The organism is Gelidibacter sp., assembly GCF_053579655.1.
This window is the reverse complement of the sequence record NZ_JBMDWE010000022.1, coordinates 23,266-45,540: the sequence shown is the minus strand read 5'-3', so window position 1 is coordinate 45,540 and position 22,275 is coordinate 23,266. Positions and strand designations below refer to the sequence as shown.

The following is a 22,275-nucleotide window of genomic DNA, read 5'->3' as shown; positions in this document are numbered from 1 at the left end:
CTATTAAATATAGTTAGTTTTCTAACACTTCTCTCATCGCTTTCGCCTTGATCAAGCATTCCTCATATTCCTTTAAAGGATCACTTTTGGCAGTAATGGCGCCACCTACGGAATAAGAAACATAGTGGTTTTCGGCATTATATAAGATACTTCTGATGACGACGTTAAAATCGAAATCGCCAGCTGGATTGAAATAACCAATAGCGCCAGAATACAATCCGCGTTTGGTTTCTTCAAGATCTTCAATGATTTTCATGGCAGAAATTTTAGGTGCTCCTGTCATGCTTCCCATCGGGAAAGTGCTTTTCAAAATAGCTACTGGAGCTGTCTTTTCGTCAACAATTGACGTGATCGTCGAGATCATTTGATGCACTTGCTCAAAGGTGTAAACTTCACAAAGTTCTTCGACCCTCACACTGCCTTTAATAGCGGTATGTGATAAATCATTGCGTACTAAATCGACAATCATGATATTTTCACTGCGTTCCTTCAAATCATTTTTGAGCTCTTGTTTTGAATTATCATCCGCAATAAGATCTGTTGAACGTTTTGCAGTTCCTTTAATTGGTTGTGAAATTACTATCGTATCCTTCTTTTTCAAATAACGTTCTGGAGATGCTGATAAGGCATAATTATGATGATTTTTGAAAAACGTAGCAAATGGTGCTTTTGAAATGGCATTCAACTTTTGATAGGTTTCAAAGGGATCAATGGTTGTATTTTCAGCATAAAATTCCTGACAAAAATTAGCCTCATAAATATCGCCTCTGTGGATATGTGCCAGCATTGCATTGACCTTTTCAAAATACTGATCTTTGGTCACTCGTAAATTGATGTTGATTTTCTCTAAAACGACAATATTTTCAATGTTGGATAATTCTTCGATTTCTTTCAAATCAGATTCAAATTCATCGTCCACCATCCTCAGATAGTGCATGTCCACTTGATCGCCTTTGATCAAAACTATTTTTTTAGGTTGAAAAAAGAACAATTCCGGAAAGTTTAAACCGTCAAAATTAGTCGATTGTAGATTTTCGAGATCATTTTTTAAATCGTAAGTCAAATAGCCGAAAATCCAGTCGTTAGTCAGGGTTTGATATTCCTGCAATTTGTCAAAAGCTTGCTGACTATCTGTAGAAATGCAGGTAAACGCATCGACCGCCAAAACCACATCATAATCGCTGTATTTTTGATCATGACTGTTGGAGTCCAACCAAACGACTTCTTCAAATTGCTGACTCCATTGCAAGAGCTGGCTTTTAAAGTTTGGCGTTTTTATCGTAAAAGTATGCTGTGTTCTCAAAATTCAATTTTCCGAAGTAAAGTTAATGAGATTCTACAAACTAAATCAGAAGTTCGTATTTTAGTTGAAAATATCAAAACCATGTTTAGCTTAAAAAATGCGCTTTTAAAAATATCCGTTCATCCGGTGGGCGCCGAATTACGAAAAATTTCTTCTGTAAAAAATGTTAATGAGTTTATGTGGAATGGTAATCCGGATATTTGGAATGGTCATGCACCCAATTTATTTCCTATTGTTGGTGGGTTAAAAGATGGTGAATATCTACATGGAACGGATATTTATAAACTATCTAGGCACGGATTTGCCAGAAACAACGACGATTTTGTGCTTTCCGAAAAAAACAATGATCAGCTTACGTTCACATTGAAATATTCAGAAGAAACTTTACTAAGTTATCCTTTTAAATTCGAATATTCAGTGTCCTATGAATTGTTGAAAAATACAATAAAAATCACTTATGAAGTAAAAAATATTGATGATAAAACCATTTATTTTTGTCTTGGTGGTCATCCTGCTTTCAAATGTCCTATGTATCCTGATGAGAATTATGACGACTACAATTTGAAGTTTGAATATCCAGAAACTTCTCAAACACACTTACTTAATTTGAATACCGGTTTGTTTACCGGTCAAACAGAAGCTACATTTAATACGCCAAACACCATTGACCTCAATTACCATTTATTTGATAAAGACGCGCTTGTTTTTAAGGATTTAAAATCGAAGAAAGTCACCTTGGAAAGCAAAAAACATGGCGAAATTTTGAGTGTTAAATATCAAGACTTTCCTTTTCTGGGAATTTGGGCAAAACCAAATGCCGACTTTGTATGCATTGAACCTTGGCAAGGTTTGGCAGATTCTGAAAACAGCAATCAGATTTTAAAGGACAAAGAAGGGATTGTAGCTTTAGAGAAACATAAGACCTACTCCGCCTCGTACACCATCGAAATACACGAAACGCATTTAGTATAAGTTGAATTTTAGCTTTAACTTTGCAGCTTGGAAATAAGTACAAAGTACGAAGTACAGAGTTCTTAATACTTAATTCTTGATACTCTAATAACATCTTAACAACAAACACACCTTGAGTTTTAAAAACCTAAATTTAAATACCCCGTTATATAACGCCTTAGACGATTTAGGGTTTACCACACCTACTCCTATTCAGGAAGAAGCTTTTAATGTGGTGGCTTCCGGTAAAGATGTGGTAGGAATTGCGCAAACTGGTACTGGTAAAACCTATGCCTATATGTTGCCCATTCTTAAAAATCTGCCGTTTGCAAAACAGGACAATCCGAGGGTTATGATTATGGTTCCCACTCGGGAATTGGTCGTTCAAGTGGTTGAGGATATTGAAAAACTTACTAAATACATCAACGTCAGAGTCCTTGGGGTTTATGGTGGCGTAAACATCAACACTCAAAAACAAGCTATTGCACAGGGATTGGATATTGTAGTCGCTACTCCAGGTCGTTTATTTGATTTGGCGGTTAGCCACGTGCTACAGTTGAAATCCATTCAAAAAATGGTCATTGATGAAGTGGATGTCATGCTCGATTTAGGTTTTAGACATCAGCTTTTAAATATTTTTGACATCTTGCCTGAGCGTCGTCAGAACATTATGTTTTCAGCAACCATGACTGATGATGTTGATGAATTAATTACCAATTTTTTTACAGCTCCAGTAAAAGTAACCGTTGCAGTTTCGGGAACACCTTTGGAAAACATCACTCAAGAGCGTTATAATGTACCTAATTTCTATACCAAAGTAAATTTGTTGGAACATTTGCTTCGCGATAAAGAAACCTTCAACAAGGTCTTGATTTTTGTCGCTTATAAAAAAATGGCCGATCTTTTATTCGACAAAATCGAAGAGATTTTCCCGAATGAAGTTTGTGTCATTCATTCCAATAAAACTCAAAACTATAGACTTCGAAGCATAGAGCAGTTTAGAGAAGGTACTAATCGCATCTTGATTGCTACCGATGTAATGGCGCGTGGACTGGATATTGATCATGTGAGTCACGTTATCAATTTTGACACGCCACACTTTCCAGAAAACTATATGCATCGTATCGGTCGAACCGGTCGTGCTGAACGCGAAGGCCATGCCCTTATGTTTTCTACGGAAGTGGAACAGGAATTTGTGTCATCTATTGAGGACTTGATGCAAATGGAAATTCCATTAAAAGAAATCCCTGAAGACGTTACCATTTCTACCGATCTTATTGAAGAAGAACGTCCGCAGAATAAAGAACGCAACAATCCTATAAAGCGACGTGATGAGGATATTGCTGGCCCCGCTTTTCATGAGAAAAAAGAAAAAAACAAAAAAGAAAACTTAGGAGGATCCTACCATCGAGATCTTGCCAAAAAATATAAGAAGCCTAAAACGAGAGGTGATAAAAATTTTAATAAAAGAAATAATAAAAAATAGTGAAAATGCCATCTAAATTCCTTTACATTTTAACAACGTTTATCCTTTTTAGTTTCAATAGTCAAGCTGCTTTAAAATGGGGTGCTACAGGACACCGCGTTGTGGGCGCTATTGCCGATCAATACATTACAAATAAAACGAAACGCCAAATAAAAAAGATATTAAACCATCAATCGTTGGCCTTGGTGTCTACTTTTAGCGATGATATTAAATCAGATCCACGTTATAAAGAATTTGAATCTTGGCATTATGTGAATATGGACTTTGATCAGACTTATGAAACCTCCAAAAAGAATCCGGCAGGCGATTTGGTCACTGGAATTGCCTATTGCAAAACCGTTATTAAAGATCCGAATGCCACAGATGCCGACAAAGCATTTTATTTAAAAATGTTAGTGCATCTCGTAGGCGATTTGCATCAACCACTGCATATTGGTCGTTTAGAAGACCGCGGCGGGAACGATATTAAAGTACACTGGTTTTATAAAGACACCAACCTTCATAGAGTTTGGGACAGCCAAATGCTTGATGGTGACAAGATGAGTTATAGCGAATTTGCTGCAAATGCAGACTTCCTTTCAAAAAAACAAGTCAAGTTTCTTCAACAAGGTTCTGTTATTGATTGGGTTAATGAAACTCAAAATCTGGCCAAAACGATTTATGCTTCCGTTGGGCCAGGCGAAAATTTAAGTTATGCGTATTCTTATAAATTCATGGACGTAGCACGCAGCCAATTGCAAATTGGTGGGATTAGATTAGCGAAGGTCCTGAATGAGTTATTTTAGTTCGAAATAAATATTCTGAAAATTAAATCATAAAGCTCTGCTTAATCGAAGGGCTTTTTTTATGAATAATTGAGCGCGTTTGAATTGAAGTTAGTCTAATGCCTCTTTTTTAAACGCAAGGGGCGTAATGGATTTTCGCAAAAGATCGCCAAGAAATTTTATAACCTTGCGAACAATGCGCTTTTGCTTTGGGTTTAAATTAGAGTGCTCCATTTCGTTTAAAGTTTCTTTTTAAACAAAAGCCGCTCTAAGGTTTTTCGCAAAGAACGCTATGAAATCTTATAAACCATACGCTTTTGCCTTGAAACATGATAAATAAATGAATTGTGATGGTCCCAACGAAACCCTTAATAGCCCTTAACTTAATGGTTTGGTTTTTAATTTTTGAAGCATTAAGAAATTTACGTGGTGTTTATTTTAATCGAACATTTATAAGGCATTTGAGTTTTTGCGATTTCCTTGACAGCCCATTTTTAAATGCAAGGCACGAAAATACTTTTCGCTAAGGTTCCGCTGAAATTCCAAAATATTCTCATAAACACAATATTTAGGATTGATCTGTTCAATTTAATATGGTCTTAGAATCTGACATGAAGTGAAGAAGTTTTTTTCGCTACCCGCCTCAATCAATCTTCATATTTAGTAGTAATATATAGAATTCCGTTTTGAATACTATCTATGAGATAAGAAACATTTTTCACCTCATTAACGGGTATTTCCAAATATCTGGCAAAATTGACACCGCCAACTGAACAATAAATTAAAGAATCATCTTTTAAAGGGTCAAAATTCAGAACTTGATATTCGGAGGTGTCTCTCGGTTTAAGATCTTGAAAATTCATTGAAAATAACATCACATTAGTAAAATGTTCTTCACTGAGATTTATTACCCTTATCTTGGTTTTTTGTACCTTATGAATCCCTTCTTTGCTTGAACAAAAAGCACAAAGTCCCAATACCCCTACAATAAGCAAAATTTTCATCGGATTAAAGAATTAAGTAAAAGCTTTAAATTACTGCCGGCTATAAAATAAGGATTAAATATAAATATTTTAAATGCCTTGGCCATAGCATTTTATAGTAATAACCAAATAACTTTTGTTTATGCTATATTTTAAAAAATTTGGGATATATTTATCTTTAAATATTGATGTGCACTTGAGTTTATCCAACATTAATCTGCCGAATAAAATGAGCCTAGAATTATTACAATAATAAAAGTACTTCAAGTAATTTCTTTTGGAAACAGCTCTCTAGCTTAAAAAAATAGCACAGTTAAAATATCTGACATGAAAATTTCTTTTTTTGTTGTATTACAATTATTGAGTTCTGGCCTATACAGTCAAGTAAATATAACAGGAACCGTTTTAGAATTTAACAATACTCAGAAGGACAAAGTGCTATCGGAAGTAAATATTGTATGGCTAAATAGTACGATAGGCACGACTACCAATTCTAAAGGAGAATTTAGCCTCGCATTTAACAAAGAATTTAAAAAACTTGTTGTGAGTTATGTAGGATATAGAACTGATACCATAATTGTTAATAGACCAAATTTGGGAAAAATATGGCTACATGCCAATTTGGACCTAGAAGAAGTGGTATTGAATAAAAAAATAAACTCCATCAGAAAATCGTTATTTAATGTACAAAATGTAGTGACTGTAGATAGCAGGGAAATGTTAAAGGCGGCATGTTGTAATTTGTCCGAAAGCTTTGAAACGAATCCTGCCGTAGATGTAAACATTTCAGATGCCGTTACCGGAGCCAAGCAAATCCAGATGCTAGGTTTAAACAGTCCCTATTTATTGTTTACCCAAGAAAATATACCATCTATTCGGGGTGCTTCTCAAATATATGGACTTTCCTTTATTCCAGGTTCTTGGACAGAAAGCATTCAAATTACCAAAGGTTCTGGAAGCGTTGTGAATGGTTTTGAGAGTATTTCCGGCCAAATAAATAGTGAATTGGTAAAACCATTAACTGATAGGAATGTTTTTTTGAATATGTATGCTAATAATTATGGACGGTATGAGCTAAATGCGCGATACAATAAGAAATTTTCCAATAAATTAGCGACTGGATTGTATGTACACTCAAATCTTAGAAATGGTGTAATAGACCGGAACTCTGATAATTTTTTGGATGCTCCGCTTGCGAAGCAACTGAACTTTATGAATAGATGGCAATTTTTGGATCCTGAGAAAGGATGGGTAAGTTTCTTTACAGCGCAACTCCTATTCGATGAAAAACAAACTGGGGAGAAAAACTTTGATTCAAAAACAGATAAATTCACAAACAATGCATGGGGAAGTGAGGTGAAATCGAACAGACTCGACCTCTCTGCCAAGGTGGGCTACGTTTTTCCAGAATTACCATATCAAAGCTTTGGATATCAAACGGCCTTTAGCTATCACGACCAAAACTCCTATTACGGTTATAATATATACGATATTCAACACACGTCCTATTATTCAAATGCCATTTTTAACAGTATCATCGGAGGTTCGCACAATAAGTTCAAAACAGGGCTCAGCTTTACCTATGATTATTTTAACGAAAAAGTAAACAACCACAACTTTGACAGACAAGACAATTCATTAGGCGCCTTCTTTGAATACACCTATGATAATCTTGAAAAACTGAGCTTTGTTGCAGGAATTAGAGCCGACAATCACAATAGGCTAGGGAGTTTTATTACGCCTCGCTTGCACGTACGACATTCCCTTTGGAACAAAGCCAGCCTACGGTTCTCTGCTGGCAGAGGAAAAAGAGCTGCCAATATATTTGCTGAAAACCAGCAACTTTTTGCTTCCTCTAGGGCAATACATATTATTCCCAATAATGGAAACCTCTATTCTCTAAATCCAGAAATTGCTTGGAATACCGGTCTTGGTTTTGTCCAAAAATTATATCTATGGAACAGGGCAATGGACTTTTCAGTAGATTACTATATAACTGATTTTAAGGATCAGGTCATAGTCGATTGGGAAAACCCACAGGAAGTATCCTTCTATAACCTGAAAGGAAAGAGTATTTCAAAAAGTTTACAAGTAGATTTAAATTATGAAATAATCCAAAATCTTAACGTTAGACTCACCTATAAATATTATGATGTGAAAATAAACTACTTATCTGGTACATTAGAAAAACCATTGCAGCCAAAACATCGTTTTTTCACTAATCTAGGTTATGAAAGCATCAAAAAATTTAGAGAAGGCCAATGGAAAATGGATTTCACTCTACATTGGACAGGTGAACAAAGGTTGCCAAACACCTCGACAAATCCTGTAGAATATCAGCTTGTTCCATTTTCTAAACCTTATAGTATTATAAACTCCCAACTAACGCGGGTCGTTAATGAAAAGCTAGATCTTTATTTAGGAGGCGAGAACATGGGAAATAGTGTACAAAAAAAGCCTATCATTAGTGCCCAGGATCCATTTGGCCTTTATTTTGACAGTACTATATTATATGCTCCGGTATTAGGAGAAACCTATTACGTTGGGTTTAGATACAAACTGAGATAAAATCCATCTTTAAAAGATACGCCTGCAAATAAGAAAATGACTCATTGGATATTTATAATCAAGACAATGAGAGTTATGCTCAAAACACTAAATCATTATTCAAGTAATAATAACTATTTTTTAAAAACGAAAAAAAAAGAAATTATGGGAAGATCAATCAACATTAAAAGTATATTCTTAATCGTCACTGTTTGTTTTTTGAGCATTAATGTAAATGCCCAGGGTAAGGACAAAAACAAAAAAATAAGTATCGAGGTTAAGGGAAACTGTGGTATGTGCAAGTCGCGAATTGAAAAAGCTTCATCGCAGGTAAAAGGAGTAAAATATGCCAATTGGGATATTCCCTCAAAGCAGCTGACCTTGATATTGGATGAAAATAAATGTACGCCTCTTGATATTAAAAAAGCAATAGCTTTAGTAGGACATGATTCAGATACAGAAAATGCAAGCGACAAGGTCTATAACAACCTACCTCCTTGTTGTAAATTTAGAGATCCCAATAGCTTGCATATGGACCACAATAACAAGCATTAAGAAGCTATTATATAAATAAGATTAACCTTTTTTTGGTTCCATAAAAGACCGCTTTAAATTGTTCAAAATAACGAAAGTGTCTCAATACTTCCGGAACCCTTGTAAGATTTGAATATTTGAAGATCATTCTTGAACAGGAGACCGAGAAGAAAGTATGAAAAAAACCGTTTCAATCAATTCTGAGACGGCTTCGTTATTTTAAGTTTTATGCGTATTACATTTTTATAACGCGCTTCGCCAATAGAATTTTGCCATCCGCATCTACCACACTTATAACATAAAAGCCAGGGGAAAGTCCATATAATTTATTTATAATTATGGTATTAGTATTATGAAAGGCTTCCTCTCTAATCACCCCCCCCATCATATTGTATACCGCTACAGTACAATTGGTATTCTTATTGAGCTTAATGGTAATCTTATCTGAAAATGGATTTGGATAACTGTCTATAATTATAGGTGTATCATCTTTATTATCTTCCTCCCATATAATTGCGGTGTTGATGTTTTCATCATAATTATATGGGTTTTTCGCTCTAACTTTGTTTTGAGGCCTTTGCTGAGTAGTGGCAACATCTATGGATGCAACAAATTTAGAGCCAGAATCTGCCACAAAACCAGGCAGTAATTTGATTTCGTTTACCGACTCGATTCTACAATTTGCACCCTCTGGAATAATAAAATTGTTACCAACTTCTATCCGATATTGGTAATAAAAAATCTCTTCAGGTCTATACGTATTGCTCACAATATAATTGTTGAGTTTTGCCAATCCGTCAGATCCATAGAAAACTCCCAATGACCTCGTATCTGTAATGTCGTTGGGATTTACCAAGGGCAAAGTTTGTCCATTGAAAACATAAGTCCCATCATATCGTAACATGGAAGTGGTTATATATGCGGAATTATGATGGATTTCTTCCCAATTGTACCAAATAAAATCGGCATATACATGATGGAAATAAAATATAGGATCTCTTGGTGATAAAGGAGTGGGCATTGCACCTCCTGTCCAAACATGTGCCCCTCTATGAACGTTTCTCCTTTCAAACTCATTAGAAAACTGGAAGAAATTTGAAATACCATACAAAACGCTTACCTCCGATGGTGTAGGCAGTGGACCATCATGCCCTAGCCTTCTACGCAAATCCCAATTGGTATTAAAACTGCCCATGAAATTTTCATCCCATAGAGCCGAATTCAAGGCTTGATCATTTGTAGTATTCCAAAACGCTAGGCTTATTTTAGGATTTATATTTTGTACCGCCTGCTCCATTTCGAACATTTGCCGTCTATGCCAAGCCAAAAATATCTCACGCTCCGCTTCGTCGGGAAGATTAAAGTGCAAATCCAGACGTGTTGGATCAATGGTATTGTCAAAATTAAAATATTGGCTATGAAAAACGGCCAGATCATTAAACAAATCAGGTCCATTCCTTAATTCATAAAAAGCATTTACAAGTGCAGTCTTCTCATAATTGGTCATTTCCTGATAATTCTTCCGAATACTTTGCGCGCTTAAGCTATGGGCAAAACATAAAAGAATTAATATTCTATAAATCTGTTTCATCTTTAATTTAGCTGCTAAGCTTATTTATGGTTTTCTTTAAAGAATTGCTCCAACTTCATTAATTTATCGGCAATTGAATCTATTCGCTTATTTTCTTGTTCCAGTCTCTGTATCTTCTTTTCTTGATCTATAGCATACAAAGTGAGCTCTTCTATTTTTCGCAACAATTTAGCATTCATCTTTCCTATGTCTATACCCTCTTTTGCTACCTCTTGGGCACTCGGCATATTTAGTAAATACCCTTTTTGCAGAATGTGTTTCTCTACCTCTTTTAATGAAGGCAGTATATAATCTTCTTCAAAAACATAATCAGGCCAGTTTACCTTTAATTTCACATTCACTTCTTCAGCAACCATTTTTCCCGCCACTGCAAGCCTATATCCATGTGTATCGACAGTGCCAATTCCCACGTTTCGATCTGCGAACAAATCCCTTGCCTTCCAATCCACAGTTATTAAGTTTGAGTTTTCAGAAGTATAATCAATTATTCCGGCACTACCAGTTGTGGTAACATTTACGGTGTTGCTCGATGGTGAAACATTCCCCGCGGCATCCCTAGCCGTTACCGTAAAAGAATAGGCAGTACCCTGTGTAAGCCCTGTCACATTAAAGTTAGTTGCACCGGTAGTTGTACCTACACTTGTGCCGTTCCTTAATATCGTATATCCCGTAACACCAACATTGTCCGTTGATGTTGTCCATGAAAGGTTGGTTGTAGTGTTAGTTGTACCGCTGGCAGTCAAATTACTTGGTGCCGTAGGAGCTTGGGTATCTCCCCCTAATAGTGTAGTTACGTTTGCAATATTACTCACTTGGGAAACATTCCCTGCGGCATCTCTGGCAGTTACCGTAAAGGCGTAGGAAGTGCCTTGGGTAAGGCCTGTTACATTAAAAGTAGTTGCACCAGTAGTTGTACCTATACTAGTGCCGTTTCTCAATATGGTATATCCAGTAACTCCAACATTGTCCGTTGATGCCGTCCATGAAAGATTGGTAGTAGTGGTAGTTGTACCGCTGGCAGTTAAATTACTTGGTGCCGTAGGAGCTTGGGTATCTCCCGCTAACAGTGTAGTTACATTAGCAGTATTACTCACTTGGGAAACATTCCCTGCGGCATCTCTGGCAGTTACCGTAAAGGCGTAGGAAGTGCCTTGGGTAAGGCCTGTTACATTAAAAGTAGTTGCACCAGTAGTTGTACCTATACTAGTGCCGTTTCTCAATATGGTATATCCAGTAACTCCAACATTGTCCGTTGATGCCGTCCATGAAAGATTGGTAGTAGTGGTAGTTGTACCGCTGGCAGTTAAATTACTTGGTGCCGTAGGAGCTTGGGTATCTCCCGCTAACAGTGTAGTTACATTAGCAGTATTACTCACTTGGGAAACATTCCCTGCGGCATCTCTGGCAGTTACCGTAAAGGCGTAGGAAGTGCCTTGGGTAAGGCCTGTTACATTAAAAGTAGTTGCACCAGTAGTTGTACCTATACTAGTGCCGTTTCTCAATATGGTATATCCAGTAACTCCAACATTGTCCGTTGATGCCGTCCATGAAAGATTGGTAGTAGTGGTAGTTGTTCCACTGGCAGTTAAATTACTTGGTGCCGTAGGAGCTTGGGTATCTGAAACCCCAGTAGGAAGAATAGAAACATTGTCTATAAGAATTGTATTTCCTGCAATCAGCTTTGTGGCACTACTATTAGTATAAGCTACTATTGTAGGATTTGTGGAAGTGGCCGTTACATTAAATACATATTCCCTCCAAACAGTGCCCGATATTGGAGTGGTATCCCATCCAGAGAGACCTGTCCAAACCGCAAAAGCACCGCTAGAATTATTATTTACTCTAGGTCCATATTTAGCCCAAATACGCACTGTATAGGCTTGTCCTATGACTGCCGAAAAACGATAACTCACTGTTCGCCCGTCATTGGCTGTAGATACAGCCTTTATTGCATAACTCCCCAGCTGTGGATCGCTGGAGTCGGAGGTCAATGTGGCCAATCCGGTCCAACCAGACGTACTGTTAGCTTCATTATTAACGGATGCGGCATTGGCGCTGCTATGCAAATCTTGAGCGCTAAGTCTGGCCGTTAATGCAAAAACAAGGACAGTTAAAAACTTAGTTAAGTTCATTTGAAAAATATTTACGTGAAACAAATTTAGGGGAATGGCTATTCAACTTCAAATTTAATTATAGTTTCACGAAAAACCATTTTAAATCGCTGAAATGCAATTAATTAAGCACAAAACACAAACTCTCTGAATTCTTATCAGATCAACGTCTAGAAAAATTTAAAAAACAATATTAAGCATACCTAAATCTAATCAAAAAATAAAAACAAAACTTCAAATAATTAAATTTAGTAAAGTGGATTCTCCAATTTAAAGAACTTAAATTCTCACATTTATAACCATTAAAAATGACCTCTGCTGTTAAATAGGATTCTCTTAACAACAAATCAATACCTTATATTATTCGGTCAATATTAAGATTATAATCAGTGTCTATACATAATAATTAATACGAACTTATCAAACATATTGTTCATATTATTTATGATGCAGTTTCCAATCCACCTTCGTTATTTTATTTAAGGTTTTTTAATTATACCAGAATCAAATGTTTTCAACGAATTTTATGAGAAAAAATCGCTAATTAAAGGTTCTCTTTCGCTATTATAAAAAACACCATAAACTTTTGAGCTTTTTATAAGGATTAAATAACTATTCAAAAAAAAACTAAACTTTGAATTCACAAACATCTTGCGTCTTAAATAAAAATTCTCCCAGATTATAAATTTATGCTATGGGACGCAAAAAGATCGGAGGACATTAAATGCGGATGGACGATAGAAGCTTTAAAAAATAAAAAATATGCATTTGCTTCTGATCTTATCCGGTAATATGCGGTTTACACCTATGGAGGAATTTACTTAGACTGCGATGTACAGGTTTTAAAAAGTTTTAATAATCTTCTTCATTTCCCCTATTTTATGGGTTCGGCAAAAAAAATGTTTCATAGAAGCTGCCATTTTTGGTTCCGAGAAGAACGCCCCATGGATCTTAAGTACCATGAAGCATTATGAAAACAGGGCTTTCAGAAAGAAAGATGGTTCTTTTAATATTACGGTATTGCCTGGCATCATGAAAGCGCATATACAATTGACGAGATATATTAAAATAATGGATGCAAATGAAGTACTACAAGTAACACATTTAGAAAAAAATAAGGATACATTCTGGTTATATCCTTTCGGTTATTTTAGTCCCAAGGATATAGAAACGGGGAGAATTTCGGCAACGAGAAACACCTAAACCATCCATCATTTTGCTAATTCTTTACTGCATACAACATCAGAAATAAGACGTAAAACAATGGACGTAATAGGCATTGGACGGACAGAAAAAATCATTGCCTCGCTCCGATTAAGACAACTGCAGACTTTCTAAAAGTCTGTTTGGTCAAAAAACAGGATAAAACTGTCAGAATAATTTTCGCAGAAAAGACCACAATTATTCCCGAAAGTTAGTTTCTAAATTCAGAGAAATCTTTTCAAAGAAGGACAGCCTTTTTCAAATTTGGAAAAGATTGACTTCAGAAAAGACTTTTAAAGGGTATGGTTCCAATCTCTGATCTCGTTATTGACATCCTCACGATTTCTGTTGGTACGTTTTGCAATTCGACCGGTCATGTTATCGAAATCACCTGATTCGTAATCTAAATCTTCATCAGTGATATTGGGATATTTTTTTCTGTAGTCCGATTGGATGTTTTTCCATTGCGTTTCTTTTCTAAGATGGGAATCCTGATTACCTTGACGTGTGTTTTCGTCGTAGCTGACTTCCCCCTGAACGTCATTGGTCAATTTGTTCATGCGGTGGTTAATATCATGAAGACGTTCTGGATCAGGAATCTGAAGCTTAACGTCTTGATCTTTATCGTTTTTACGATTATGTTTTTTCGCGCTCATGAGTTTAGTTTTTATATTACTAATTCGTAAATTTCAATATTTACAGTAGATTTTTGATTGAGCGGTCTTAGTATAATTACATGAAGTTAGTTTTTTTTATCTGCGTTTTTGTCCTCATTAAATGAGACTTTTAACCCAAAAAAAAATTAACATACACCAGATTTTTAAATGAACCTTTACGGTTCTAACTTATATAATTTTAATTTTTGATTCTGTTAAGCTCGGCAAAAGTGAATGGCTTCATACTCTAACAACACAAAATCCTATTTTGGTTGGTGGGCAACAATTTAAATAAGGGGACTTCAGAATAGGGAGCGCGTTTTTTCTGTTTTATAGGATATTTCCAAATTTGGTACCGTGCAATTTAACCAAGAATTTGAATTTTGTTAGGAAAGTCAAATTAAATCAAGTCGTTTAAAGGGACTAGGACAGCAGGTGGTATGAAGAAGGATTAATTGATTTCATACGAACACTCTATTTTCAAAAAAGCAAATATCATATTTCCATCTGTCTTAATTCTATTTAAGCCAGCAAGTTAAAAGACAGCTTAATGCCTTCGATGATCATTCCTGTACCAATAATGGCAATAATTAAACCCATTATTTTACCAATTACGGCAATTACATTATAACCTACCAGTTTCACAATATACTTGCTTAATCTAAAGGTCACATAGGTGATTAAACTCATGGATCCGAAAATAGCAATGACTAAAAACACCTGAATAGGCTTCACATTAGACACAAAATTCATCGCAGTCACGATGGTTCCAGGTCCCGCCAAAATTGGAATAGCCAAAGGTGAAACGGCAATATTTTCATCAATTTGTACTTTTTTAAGGCTTTTAATATTGGATTGCTTTGATTGTAGCATGTCAAAACCGATGTAAAATATAAGGATTCCACCAGTAATTTTAAACGCAGGAATACTGATATTAAACAATTCGAAAATATATTTTCCTAATAAAACAAAGACAAGTACAATTATAAAGGCAATAAAATTTGCTCTTTTATTGATATCCCTTTTTGTTTCTTCATCTGCACCTTGGGTTAAGGATAAAAAAACAGTCATGTTTGATATCGGATTGGTAATCGCAAAAAAGCCCGTAAATACGGTAATTGAAAATGTAATTAAGTTATCCATTTATAGTAAAATTTTATTCTTGTAAGAAATATAATTAATGATATAAATCCAAGTAATTTCAAGTTATTTTGATTATTTCGTTAGATAACTTGATCTGACAATGTAACGCTTAGATTTGAAGAAAGGAGCATACAATCATAAAAAATATCAGTATTTTCCAGGAAAAGAATCAAGACCGCTTCGCTGTTAGAACCAAGAATTAAGACACAAACCGCAAAACACTTAAAACATAGCTTTTATCAATTTATATTTACCAGGAAATTAGTATTTTATTAGCATTTCCCAAAAATGAAAAATGATGACATTAACGAACATAATGTTGAAAATCCTTTATCAGCATTATCTTTTGAAGGCCGACGAAATTTTTAACCAGACAACAATAAAAAAATATTATAATCAGTAAATTGTTTGTCGTTCATTGCAAACCTTTTTAAAATCTGGTAAACGGTGATAGGTTCCAATGAAGACAATTACACATGAAAAACAAAACTGATATAAACTGCTTCTTATGGATGAACTCCCCAGCGTGTTTTATCGGCAAAAGCAAAATCCAGTTTATACTTCTCAGGGATCTCAGCATTAAGCATTGACCCTATTTTTATGGACGGAAATAATTCTTCATAGGTAATCATACTATTGAGGGAAACCCGACGATAAATATGAGAACGCCTTAAATTTTCCGTTTCCGTTACACCAGTTGCTCCCAGAAGTTCAGCGAAATTTTTAAGTGTTGTTTTATGATAATTAGCCACACGAATCTTTTTATCCTCAACGACCAATCCTCTGGTCAGTTTAGGATCTTGCGTTGTAATTCCGGTGGGACATCTATTGGTGTTGCAAAGTAAGGCCTGAATACAACCTAAGGCCATTTTCATACCGCGCGCTTGATAACAGCCGTCAGCCCCCAATGCAATAGCACGCACCATATGAAAAGCGGAAGTGATTTTACCAGAGGCAAGAATTTTAATATGTTGTCGAATATCCAATCCATTGAGGATATTGTGGACAAAATCGAGGCCATCAATCAATGGAGCTCCTACATAATTACAAAATTCCGGCGGTGCGGCTCCTGTCCCTCCTTCTCCACCATCTACAGCAATATAATCAGGGTAAATGTCCAGTTCTATCATCGCTTGACAAACAGCTATAAATTCACTTTTATACCCTATACATAATTTAAACCCAACGGGTTTCCCTCCAGATAATTCCCTTAACTGCTGAATGAATTTTACCATTTCCAAAGGCGTATCAAAAGCGGAATGATACGGTGGTGACACCACTTTAACAAACGGTATAATATGTCGTATTCTAGCAATTTCCTCGGTATTTTTCTCGGCAGGCAATATCCCACCATGTCCAGGTTTGGCACCTTGGGAGATTTTAAGTTCAATCATTTTCACATTTGGATGTCTTGACTTTTCGGCGAAAAGCTCCCGGTCAAATTTCCCTTCTTCATCCCGACATCCAAAGTAAGCAGTACCGATTTGCCAAATCAAATCTCCACCTTCTTCTAAGTGATGGTCACTCAAACCTCCCTCACCAGTATTATGGGCGAAATTCCCGATTTTAGCTCCAGCATTCAGGGCTTTAACGGCGTTAGCACTGATGGATCCAAAACTCATCGCTGAAATATTCAGGATACTGGCTGAATAAGGCTGTTTGCAATCCTTATTACCGATCATGAAGCGAGGATCATGGTTTAACGTATCAAAAGGCTTGGGCGACATTGTATGGCAAAGCCATTCATAACCCTCGGCATATAGGTCGAGTTGCGTACCAAAAGGAATGGTGTCTCGTTCGCCTTTTGCTCTTTGATATACCGTTGAGCGATCCACCCGATTAAAGGGACGACCATCAATATCAGATTCAACAAAATACTGATACACTTTTGGGCGTAATTCCTCCATTAAATAACGCAGTCTCCCCAATACGGGATAATTCCGCATAATGGTATGTCGGGTTTGAAAAAGATCATAATATCCCAAAACCGTCAGGATTACCACAATCCCAAAAAGAACATACCAATTTGAACTTAAAAAAACAGCCAACGCGAGGGTAATTAGTAGTGCAGCCGTCGAGGTTAAAAAAAAATTCCTCATAATCGAAGTGTTATTGAAATTAGAAGTTATATTTCAATAAAAGAATCTCATTTATCTAGAATTTAAAACTGACAATCAGTGATTCTTAGATGAAAATAGCACCTACAAATTACAGTTTAATTCTGAAATAGCAAGTCCTTCAGCTTAAATAAAAGTTGAGCATATTTTTTAAGAGGATTTCAACATCGTAAAGTCATGTCTAAACATTTCAACATCCTTGTTATTGATTATTTCAATCGATGCTGATACAAACTCCGCCCTAAGGTCACTCGAAAAACTCCTGTGATAATAAAGGCGATGCTTGTGGCATACACAATGGTATAAGTGCCAATACGAGGCCTAATTAAAATAAGCATACCCATGGCAATAATCAAAATCCCAAAAAACAATAACACAAACCAGGTAGCATATTCACTTCTTTTAACCTCCAGACTCAAAACAATATAAAGCATCCCCCTAAAAATAATCCAACTTCCTAATACTATGGGTAACAGTTGCATCGTCAATTCAATAGTTCCTAAAAAAACAAGGCCCACCATTGTATCAACGATTCCACCAAATAAATACCACCTCCAATTTTGAGAATAGGGTATGTTTTTGATGGCCCGCGTGATTTCAAATACCCCCGTTAACAAGATAGCAATCGCAAAAAACAAGCTCAAATGCACATAGTTTTCTTTTGGGACTAGCACAATACAAATTCCAAAAGCAATAAAAATGGCGCCCAAAATTATTTGAAGCCACCATAATTTAGTGTACACTTTGGTCAATAAACTTGTCCTCATTTGGCCATAAATTTACTTGGTTATTTTTCATCACGGATTTCACTGGGAAAAGGATAAAAACAACTTCCTTACTAGCTTTTTATGCAAAACCTTTCTCATAGTCTACGGTTCAAATTTAGAATGCTTCACGCTTATAAATTGCTACTTAAGTAGCACTTTAAGATTTTTTATTGGCTTAATATTGAACTACTCTTGTGAGGGAGATTTCAGCTGGAGATTTCAGCTATTGTGCTACCGTTTTTTCTTTAGTTGGAACCTCATTCCTTTTTTGAACATGACATAGAATAAAGAAACTAAAGACTTAGGATGTTTTATCGCAATAAATTGATCTTTATCAATACATAAAGTTGACGACAGCTTTGGTCATAAGCCCTCATAAAAGTGGCATTCATATTACCGATTAAAATTATCTTAGAATCATGCTAACAGAATTCACCATAAACCTTGATGAATGGTTGGACAACCTCTCTACATTATATCCTGTTGGTGTCTATTTCGTCATTTTTTTAATTATTTTTATGGAAACCGCTTTTTTTCCAATAGCACCGGTGCTTCCTGGCGATGGTCTGCTCTTTTTAATAGGGATTTTAGCGGCATCTGGTTCGTTAAGTTTTTGGATGGCGGCCATTACCGCCATATTAGGTGGTATCATAGGAAATATTGTAGCATACGAAATGGGGATTTATCTCTCGCCAAAGCACGGCACAAAAATAAGATGGCTAAAACACAAACGCTTTACCACCGCAAATAATTTTTATAATAAATACGGGATAAAAGCACTATTTTATTCTCGGTTTATCCCAATCATTCGATCCGTCGTACCGTTAGTAGCAGGGATTGCCTTTATGAACCATAAAACATTCGTAAAATACAGCATTCTCAGCGTGGCCTTATGGGTTTTTCTGATTATGACTGCGGCCTACTTTTTAGGTCAAATTGATTGGGTAAAAAGACACTTTACCGCCATCGTTTTAATTTTCACCTTGGTAAGTACATTGCCAATGTTTATCATGTGGATTAAAATCAAACTGTTGCAACTCAAATAAAACTTTGGAATGAAAGTAAGATTCGCGAAAAAATTAGTAAACACCATAATAACAACGTCTTATATTTGTGTTGATTTGTGATCGAGTTAGCTATCGGAAGCAATGGAATTAGCGGGTTTCAATCCTTTTCTTGATAATAAAACAAAAAAAAAAACCACCATGGAATTATTAAAAAGTACACTATCAGGGCAGGAATTCCCAAAATCTGAAATGATTCCTGCAAAGCAGATTAGGGAATCGATATTTAAACTTATCAAAAGTGAATATCCAAAATTTAGTAAAAATAGTGCGATATCAATTTCTGAATTAAACCATTACCGTCAAAAGTATTTAGAAACCTATCTTATTAGTGAAGCTGGCGAACTTTCGCAGTTGGAAAAAGAGGTCTTATCCAGTATTGAAAAACAAGAACTGATTACGGCAGGCTCACTTACAGAACCCGAAGAATCCACCAATTCTTTTGGGCAACAATTGGCTGACAAAGTCGCATCGTTTGGTGGCAGCTGGAGATTTATCATTCTTTTTTCAGTGTTGATTGCCATTTGGATTACTGGAAACATCGTATTTCTAGCCGATAAAGGATTTGACCCCTACCCCTTCATTTTACTCAATCTTATCCTATCGTGTTTGGCCGCTTTACAAGCCCCAGTTATTATGATGAGCCAAAACCGTCAGGAAGACAAAGATCGTGAACGTGCAAAACAGGATTATATGATCAATTTGAAAGCTGAACTCGAAATACGGACCTTGCACGAAAAGCTGGACCATTTGATCATTCATCAACAACAGGAATTACTAAACATTCAAGAATTACAGGTGGAAATGATGGAAGATATCATGAAACAAATTAAGGCCAACAAGACTTCGTAAACTATAAATTCTAATCAATGTTTCACTTATTTACGCTGCAAACTATCGTTTGTAAAATCCTCAATCAAATAACCAAGCGAACCTCGCCCAACTCCTGAATTTTATAGGGAAAACCATCTCCCGGCGACCCCATAAACATAAAGTTTGTTGGAATATGCCAACGTTTAGACAATTGCTTTATTTTTTCTGGTCCAAAAACACCAACCTCCCCAATAAATTCGACATTTATAGAAGGATACGCTCTATTCAAGGTATCAATATCCTTTTTTAAATCACTGTTTAAGCTTTCGCCTTCATCAAGAATTGACACGATTTTGAGTCGTCTTGCCGATTCATTTTTTATAATATACAAAATGACTTTGTTTAAGGTTTCAACGTCATCATTTTTAGTAAAAAACACAAATTGTTGAAGATTTACTTCTTGGAGCAATTTTCGTGTTTCCTTATGAAGTTTCAAGAATAGCGCGCCTTTCTCTGGAAATACATAATTTAGAACCTTTAAAAAAATAGTATAGATGCGCGTGCGATAAAACATAAAAAATACGACAGCCAGCGTCGGAATAAGATACTCCATAAAAATACCGAGATAGCTCGGATTTAAAATAACATTGCCCAAAATTGCCGCAGCCACCGCAAAAATTCCAATAAATAGACCGAACCAACTTGACTTTTCAGGTCGCGGTAAACTTGCCCGGTTAACTTTCAATAGTAGATTTCCAATCCCGAATAAAATCATGACTGACAGAAATGCAATCGTATAGACTCCTGCTAATTTTGCCAAATTTGCTTTGGTCACTAACAAAATGGACACACACAAGGCAAAAAACAACATGAAAATCACATAATTACTTCCTTTTCTACTCGTTTTTAAAAGTATTTCTGGCAAGATGCGATCTAAAGCCATACGTCTCATTAATCCACCTACGCCAACAAACGACGTCAAAACAGCACCGCTTAAAACGAGTGAAGCATCAATACCTATCCACGTGGAAAGCCAATTACCACGAGCTGTTTGCCCCATAACAGAAAGCAAAGCGTCCGGTTGTTCAACAACGGTGTGTATCGGAATAATAGCGAGAGCCAGAAAGGCAATCATCGGATTGAAAACCGTGACCACGATCCACATATTCCGCAAGGTTTTCGGGAAGATGCCTTTTTGCTGTTCTTCCACATAATTGGCAGAACTTTCAAAACCACTAATCCCGAGCATTGCCGCCGAAAAACCCAAAAATAACGCCGTCGCAATTCCTCCTTCAACCGGTGCAGTAAAATTAGAACGCAATGTAGCTGTCCCATTTTCAACAAAATAGAAGATGCAAAATCCGCAGAGAATCATCAAAGAAACCAAGTGGAAAATAAAAATGGCCATCGCAACTTTTGACGATTCGCCAATACCGATTATTACCAATATCATAAATATCAAAAGCAAACCAATGGTCACGGGAAGCACAGGAATAACTTCCCAAATGCTATGCGCATACTTTACAGCCTCACTTCCCGAAATTACAGCAGTTGCCATGTACGACAGCACCGTCAAGGAAGCAGCCAGTGAAGCCGTCGATTTTTTGGTGGTATTCAGTAAAGCATTATAGGCGCCACCATTAAGAGGTAACGCTCCAACAACTTCGCCGTAGATTTTCCGATAAAAAAACAGAACGGCGGCAACCATTAATAGCGAGATCCAAGCATATTGACCCGCATAAACAATAGCCAAAGCTGATACATATAAACATGAGGAGCTGATGTCATTGCCACAAATGGCAGTAGCTTCAAGTTGATTGAGCATTTTTGGCATGGAGCAAAACATTTATATTCAAATATAATTCCGGATTATCGCCAAGACTGCTACTTAGGTAGCACTTAAAATTGAAGGAAAGCGATAGTTTTGATTAGAATGGAATTAAGACTTCGGTGCTTTGAGAATTAAGTATTAAGACCTGAACCAAAACCCTTCGAGATGCGCTAGTCAGATCATCGTTTCTGACCTGTCTTAATAACAGATGGAAATTCTGTCGTATTTGTGAAATTTATAATTTCTAATCGTATTTTTAAATGAATGCGTGAATTTGTGGAAATCCGTGATCCCGATCGCTCATGGGACGTTTCAGAATATTTAGAAGCTCAAAACAGATTCCATAAAGGATATTATTTTCAACTTAATGTCAGGCCAATTAATTTTCATATGAAGGAATCCTTGAAACAC

16 protein-coding genes and 1 pseudogene are annotated in these 22,275 nt (G+C 36.1%); 8 read left to right on the top strand and 9 right to left on the bottom strand.

From position 1 onward, the window contains the following. Window positions 1–13 precede the first annotated feature (13 nt). The gene (locus tag ACOH2D_RS12095; protein WP_449535390.1) at window positions 14–1,303 is read right to left on the bottom strand and encodes an anthranilate synthase component I family protein; all 1,290 of its coding nucleotides are present in this window, start codon (window positions 1,301–1,303) and stop codon (window positions 14–16) included. 81 nt (window positions 1,304–1,384) lie between these two features. Here ACOH2D_RS12095 and ACOH2D_RS12090 point away from each other — a divergent pair, with 81 nt between their 5' ends. From ACOH2D_RS12090 to ACOH2D_RS12080, 3 genes are all read left to right on the top strand, one after another. After that, complete coding sequence (locus tag ACOH2D_RS12090; RefSeq protein ID WP_449535389.1) at window positions 1,385–2,275, top strand: aldose 1-epimerase family protein; 891 nt, start codon at window positions 1,385–1,387, stop codon at window positions 2,273–2,275. A 112-nt stretch (window positions 2,276–2,387) separates the two neighbouring features. Then, window positions 2,388–3,740, top strand: a complete 1,353-nt coding sequence (locus ACOH2D_RS12085; protein ID WP_348036692.1) for a DEAD/DEAH box helicase — start codon at window positions 2,388–2,390, stop codon at window positions 3,738–3,740. 5 nt (window positions 3,741–3,745) lie between these two features. Next, window positions 3,746–4,525: a S1/P1 nuclease gene (locus ACOH2D_RS12080; protein WP_449535388.1), complete on the top strand. Its 780-nt coding sequence runs from the start codon at window positions 3,746–3,748 to the stop codon at window positions 4,523–4,525. 626 nt (window positions 4,526–5,151) lie between these two features. On the opposite strand, the gene ACOH2D_RS12075 is transcribed toward ACOH2D_RS12080, so the two are convergent. Beyond that, window positions 5,152–5,508, bottom strand: a complete 357-nt coding sequence (locus ACOH2D_RS12075) for a hypothetical protein (RefSeq protein WP_348036688.1) — start codon at window positions 5,506–5,508, stop codon at window positions 5,152–5,154. Between the two features lie 306 nt (window positions 5,509–5,814). Between ACOH2D_RS12075 and ACOH2D_RS12070 the strand changes: the two genes are divergently transcribed. Further along, on the top strand, window positions 5,815–8,055 hold the full coding sequence (locus ACOH2D_RS12070; RefSeq protein WP_449535387.1) for a TonB-dependent receptor: 2,241 nt from the start codon (window positions 5,815–5,817) through the stop codon (window positions 8,053–8,055). A 75-nt stretch (window positions 8,056–8,130) separates the two neighbouring features. Next, complete coding sequence (locus ACOH2D_RS12065) at window positions 8,131–8,589, top strand: heavy-metal-associated domain-containing protein (RefSeq protein ID WP_449535386.1); 459 nt, start codon at window positions 8,131–8,133, stop codon at window positions 8,587–8,589. A gap of 214 nt (window positions 8,590–8,803) precedes the next feature. Here the strand turns inward: ACOH2D_RS12065 and ACOH2D_RS12060 are convergent, their stop codons facing one another. Together ACOH2D_RS12060 and ACOH2D_RS12055 are read right to left on the bottom strand one after the other, a co-directional pair. Further along, window positions 8,804–10,159, bottom strand: a complete 1,356-nt coding sequence (locus ACOH2D_RS12060; protein WP_348036682.1) for a tyrosinase family protein — start codon at window positions 10,157–10,159, stop codon at window positions 8,804–8,806. 20 nt (window positions 10,160–10,179) lie between these two features. Further along, a complete protein-coding gene (locus ACOH2D_RS12055; protein ID WP_449535385.1) occupies window positions 10,180–12,291 on the bottom strand; it encodes a fibronectin type III domain-containing protein in 2,112 nt (703 codons plus the stop codon). Window positions 12,292–13,076: 785 nt separating this feature from the next. Here ACOH2D_RS12055 and ACOH2D_RS12050 point away from each other — a divergent pair. Continuing rightward, window positions 13,077–13,244: pseudogene (locus tag ACOH2D_RS12050) on the top strand (glycosyltransferase); the annotation flags it as partial. Between the two features lie 522 nt (window positions 13,245–13,766). On the opposite strand, the gene ACOH2D_RS12045 reads toward ACOH2D_RS12050, so the two are convergent. From ACOH2D_RS12045 to ACOH2D_RS12030, 4 genes are all read right to left on the bottom strand, one after another. Beyond that, a complete protein-coding gene (locus tag ACOH2D_RS12045; RefSeq protein WP_348036678.1) occupies window positions 13,767–14,129 on the bottom strand; it encodes a hypothetical protein in 363 nt (120 codons plus the stop codon). Window positions 14,130–14,651: 522 nt separating this feature from the next. After that, window positions 14,652–15,272: a MarC family protein gene (locus ACOH2D_RS12040; RefSeq protein WP_348036676.1), complete on the bottom strand. Its 621-nt coding sequence runs from the start codon at window positions 15,270–15,272 to the stop codon at window positions 14,652–14,654. A 506-nt stretch (window positions 15,273–15,778) separates the two neighbouring features. After that, window positions 15,779–17,371, bottom strand: a complete 1,593-nt coding sequence (locus ACOH2D_RS12035; RefSeq protein ID WP_348036674.1) for an FMN-binding glutamate synthase family protein — start codon at window positions 17,369–17,371, stop codon at window positions 15,779–15,781. Between the two features lie 227 nt (window positions 17,372–17,598). Beyond that, entirely contained in the window at window positions 17,599–18,156 is a 558-nt protein-coding gene (locus tag ACOH2D_RS12030; RefSeq protein ID WP_348036672.1) for an HdeD family acid-resistance protein, read from the bottom strand. 419 nt (window positions 18,157–18,575) lie between these two features. Here ACOH2D_RS12030 and ACOH2D_RS12025 point away from each other — a divergent pair, with 419 nt between their 5' ends. Beyond that, window positions 18,576–19,202, top strand: coding sequence for a DedA family protein (locus tag ACOH2D_RS12025; protein WP_348036670.1), 627 nt, complete (start codon window positions 18,576–18,578; stop codon window positions 19,200–19,202). A 159-nt stretch (window positions 19,203–19,361) separates the two neighbouring features. Then, the gene (locus tag ACOH2D_RS12020) at window positions 19,362–20,072 is read left to right on the top strand and encodes a DUF1003 domain-containing protein (RefSeq protein WP_449535384.1); all 711 of its coding nucleotides are present in this window, start codon (window positions 19,362–19,364) and stop codon (window positions 20,070–20,072) included. Between the two features lie 64 nt (window positions 20,073–20,136). On the opposite strand, the gene ACOH2D_RS12015 is transcribed toward ACOH2D_RS12020, so the two are convergent. Further along, window positions 20,137–21,858, bottom strand: a complete 1,722-nt coding sequence (locus ACOH2D_RS12015) for an APC family permease (protein ID WP_348035000.1) — start codon at window positions 21,856–21,858, stop codon at window positions 20,137–20,139. Window positions 21,859–22,275: the final 417 nt, after the last annotated feature.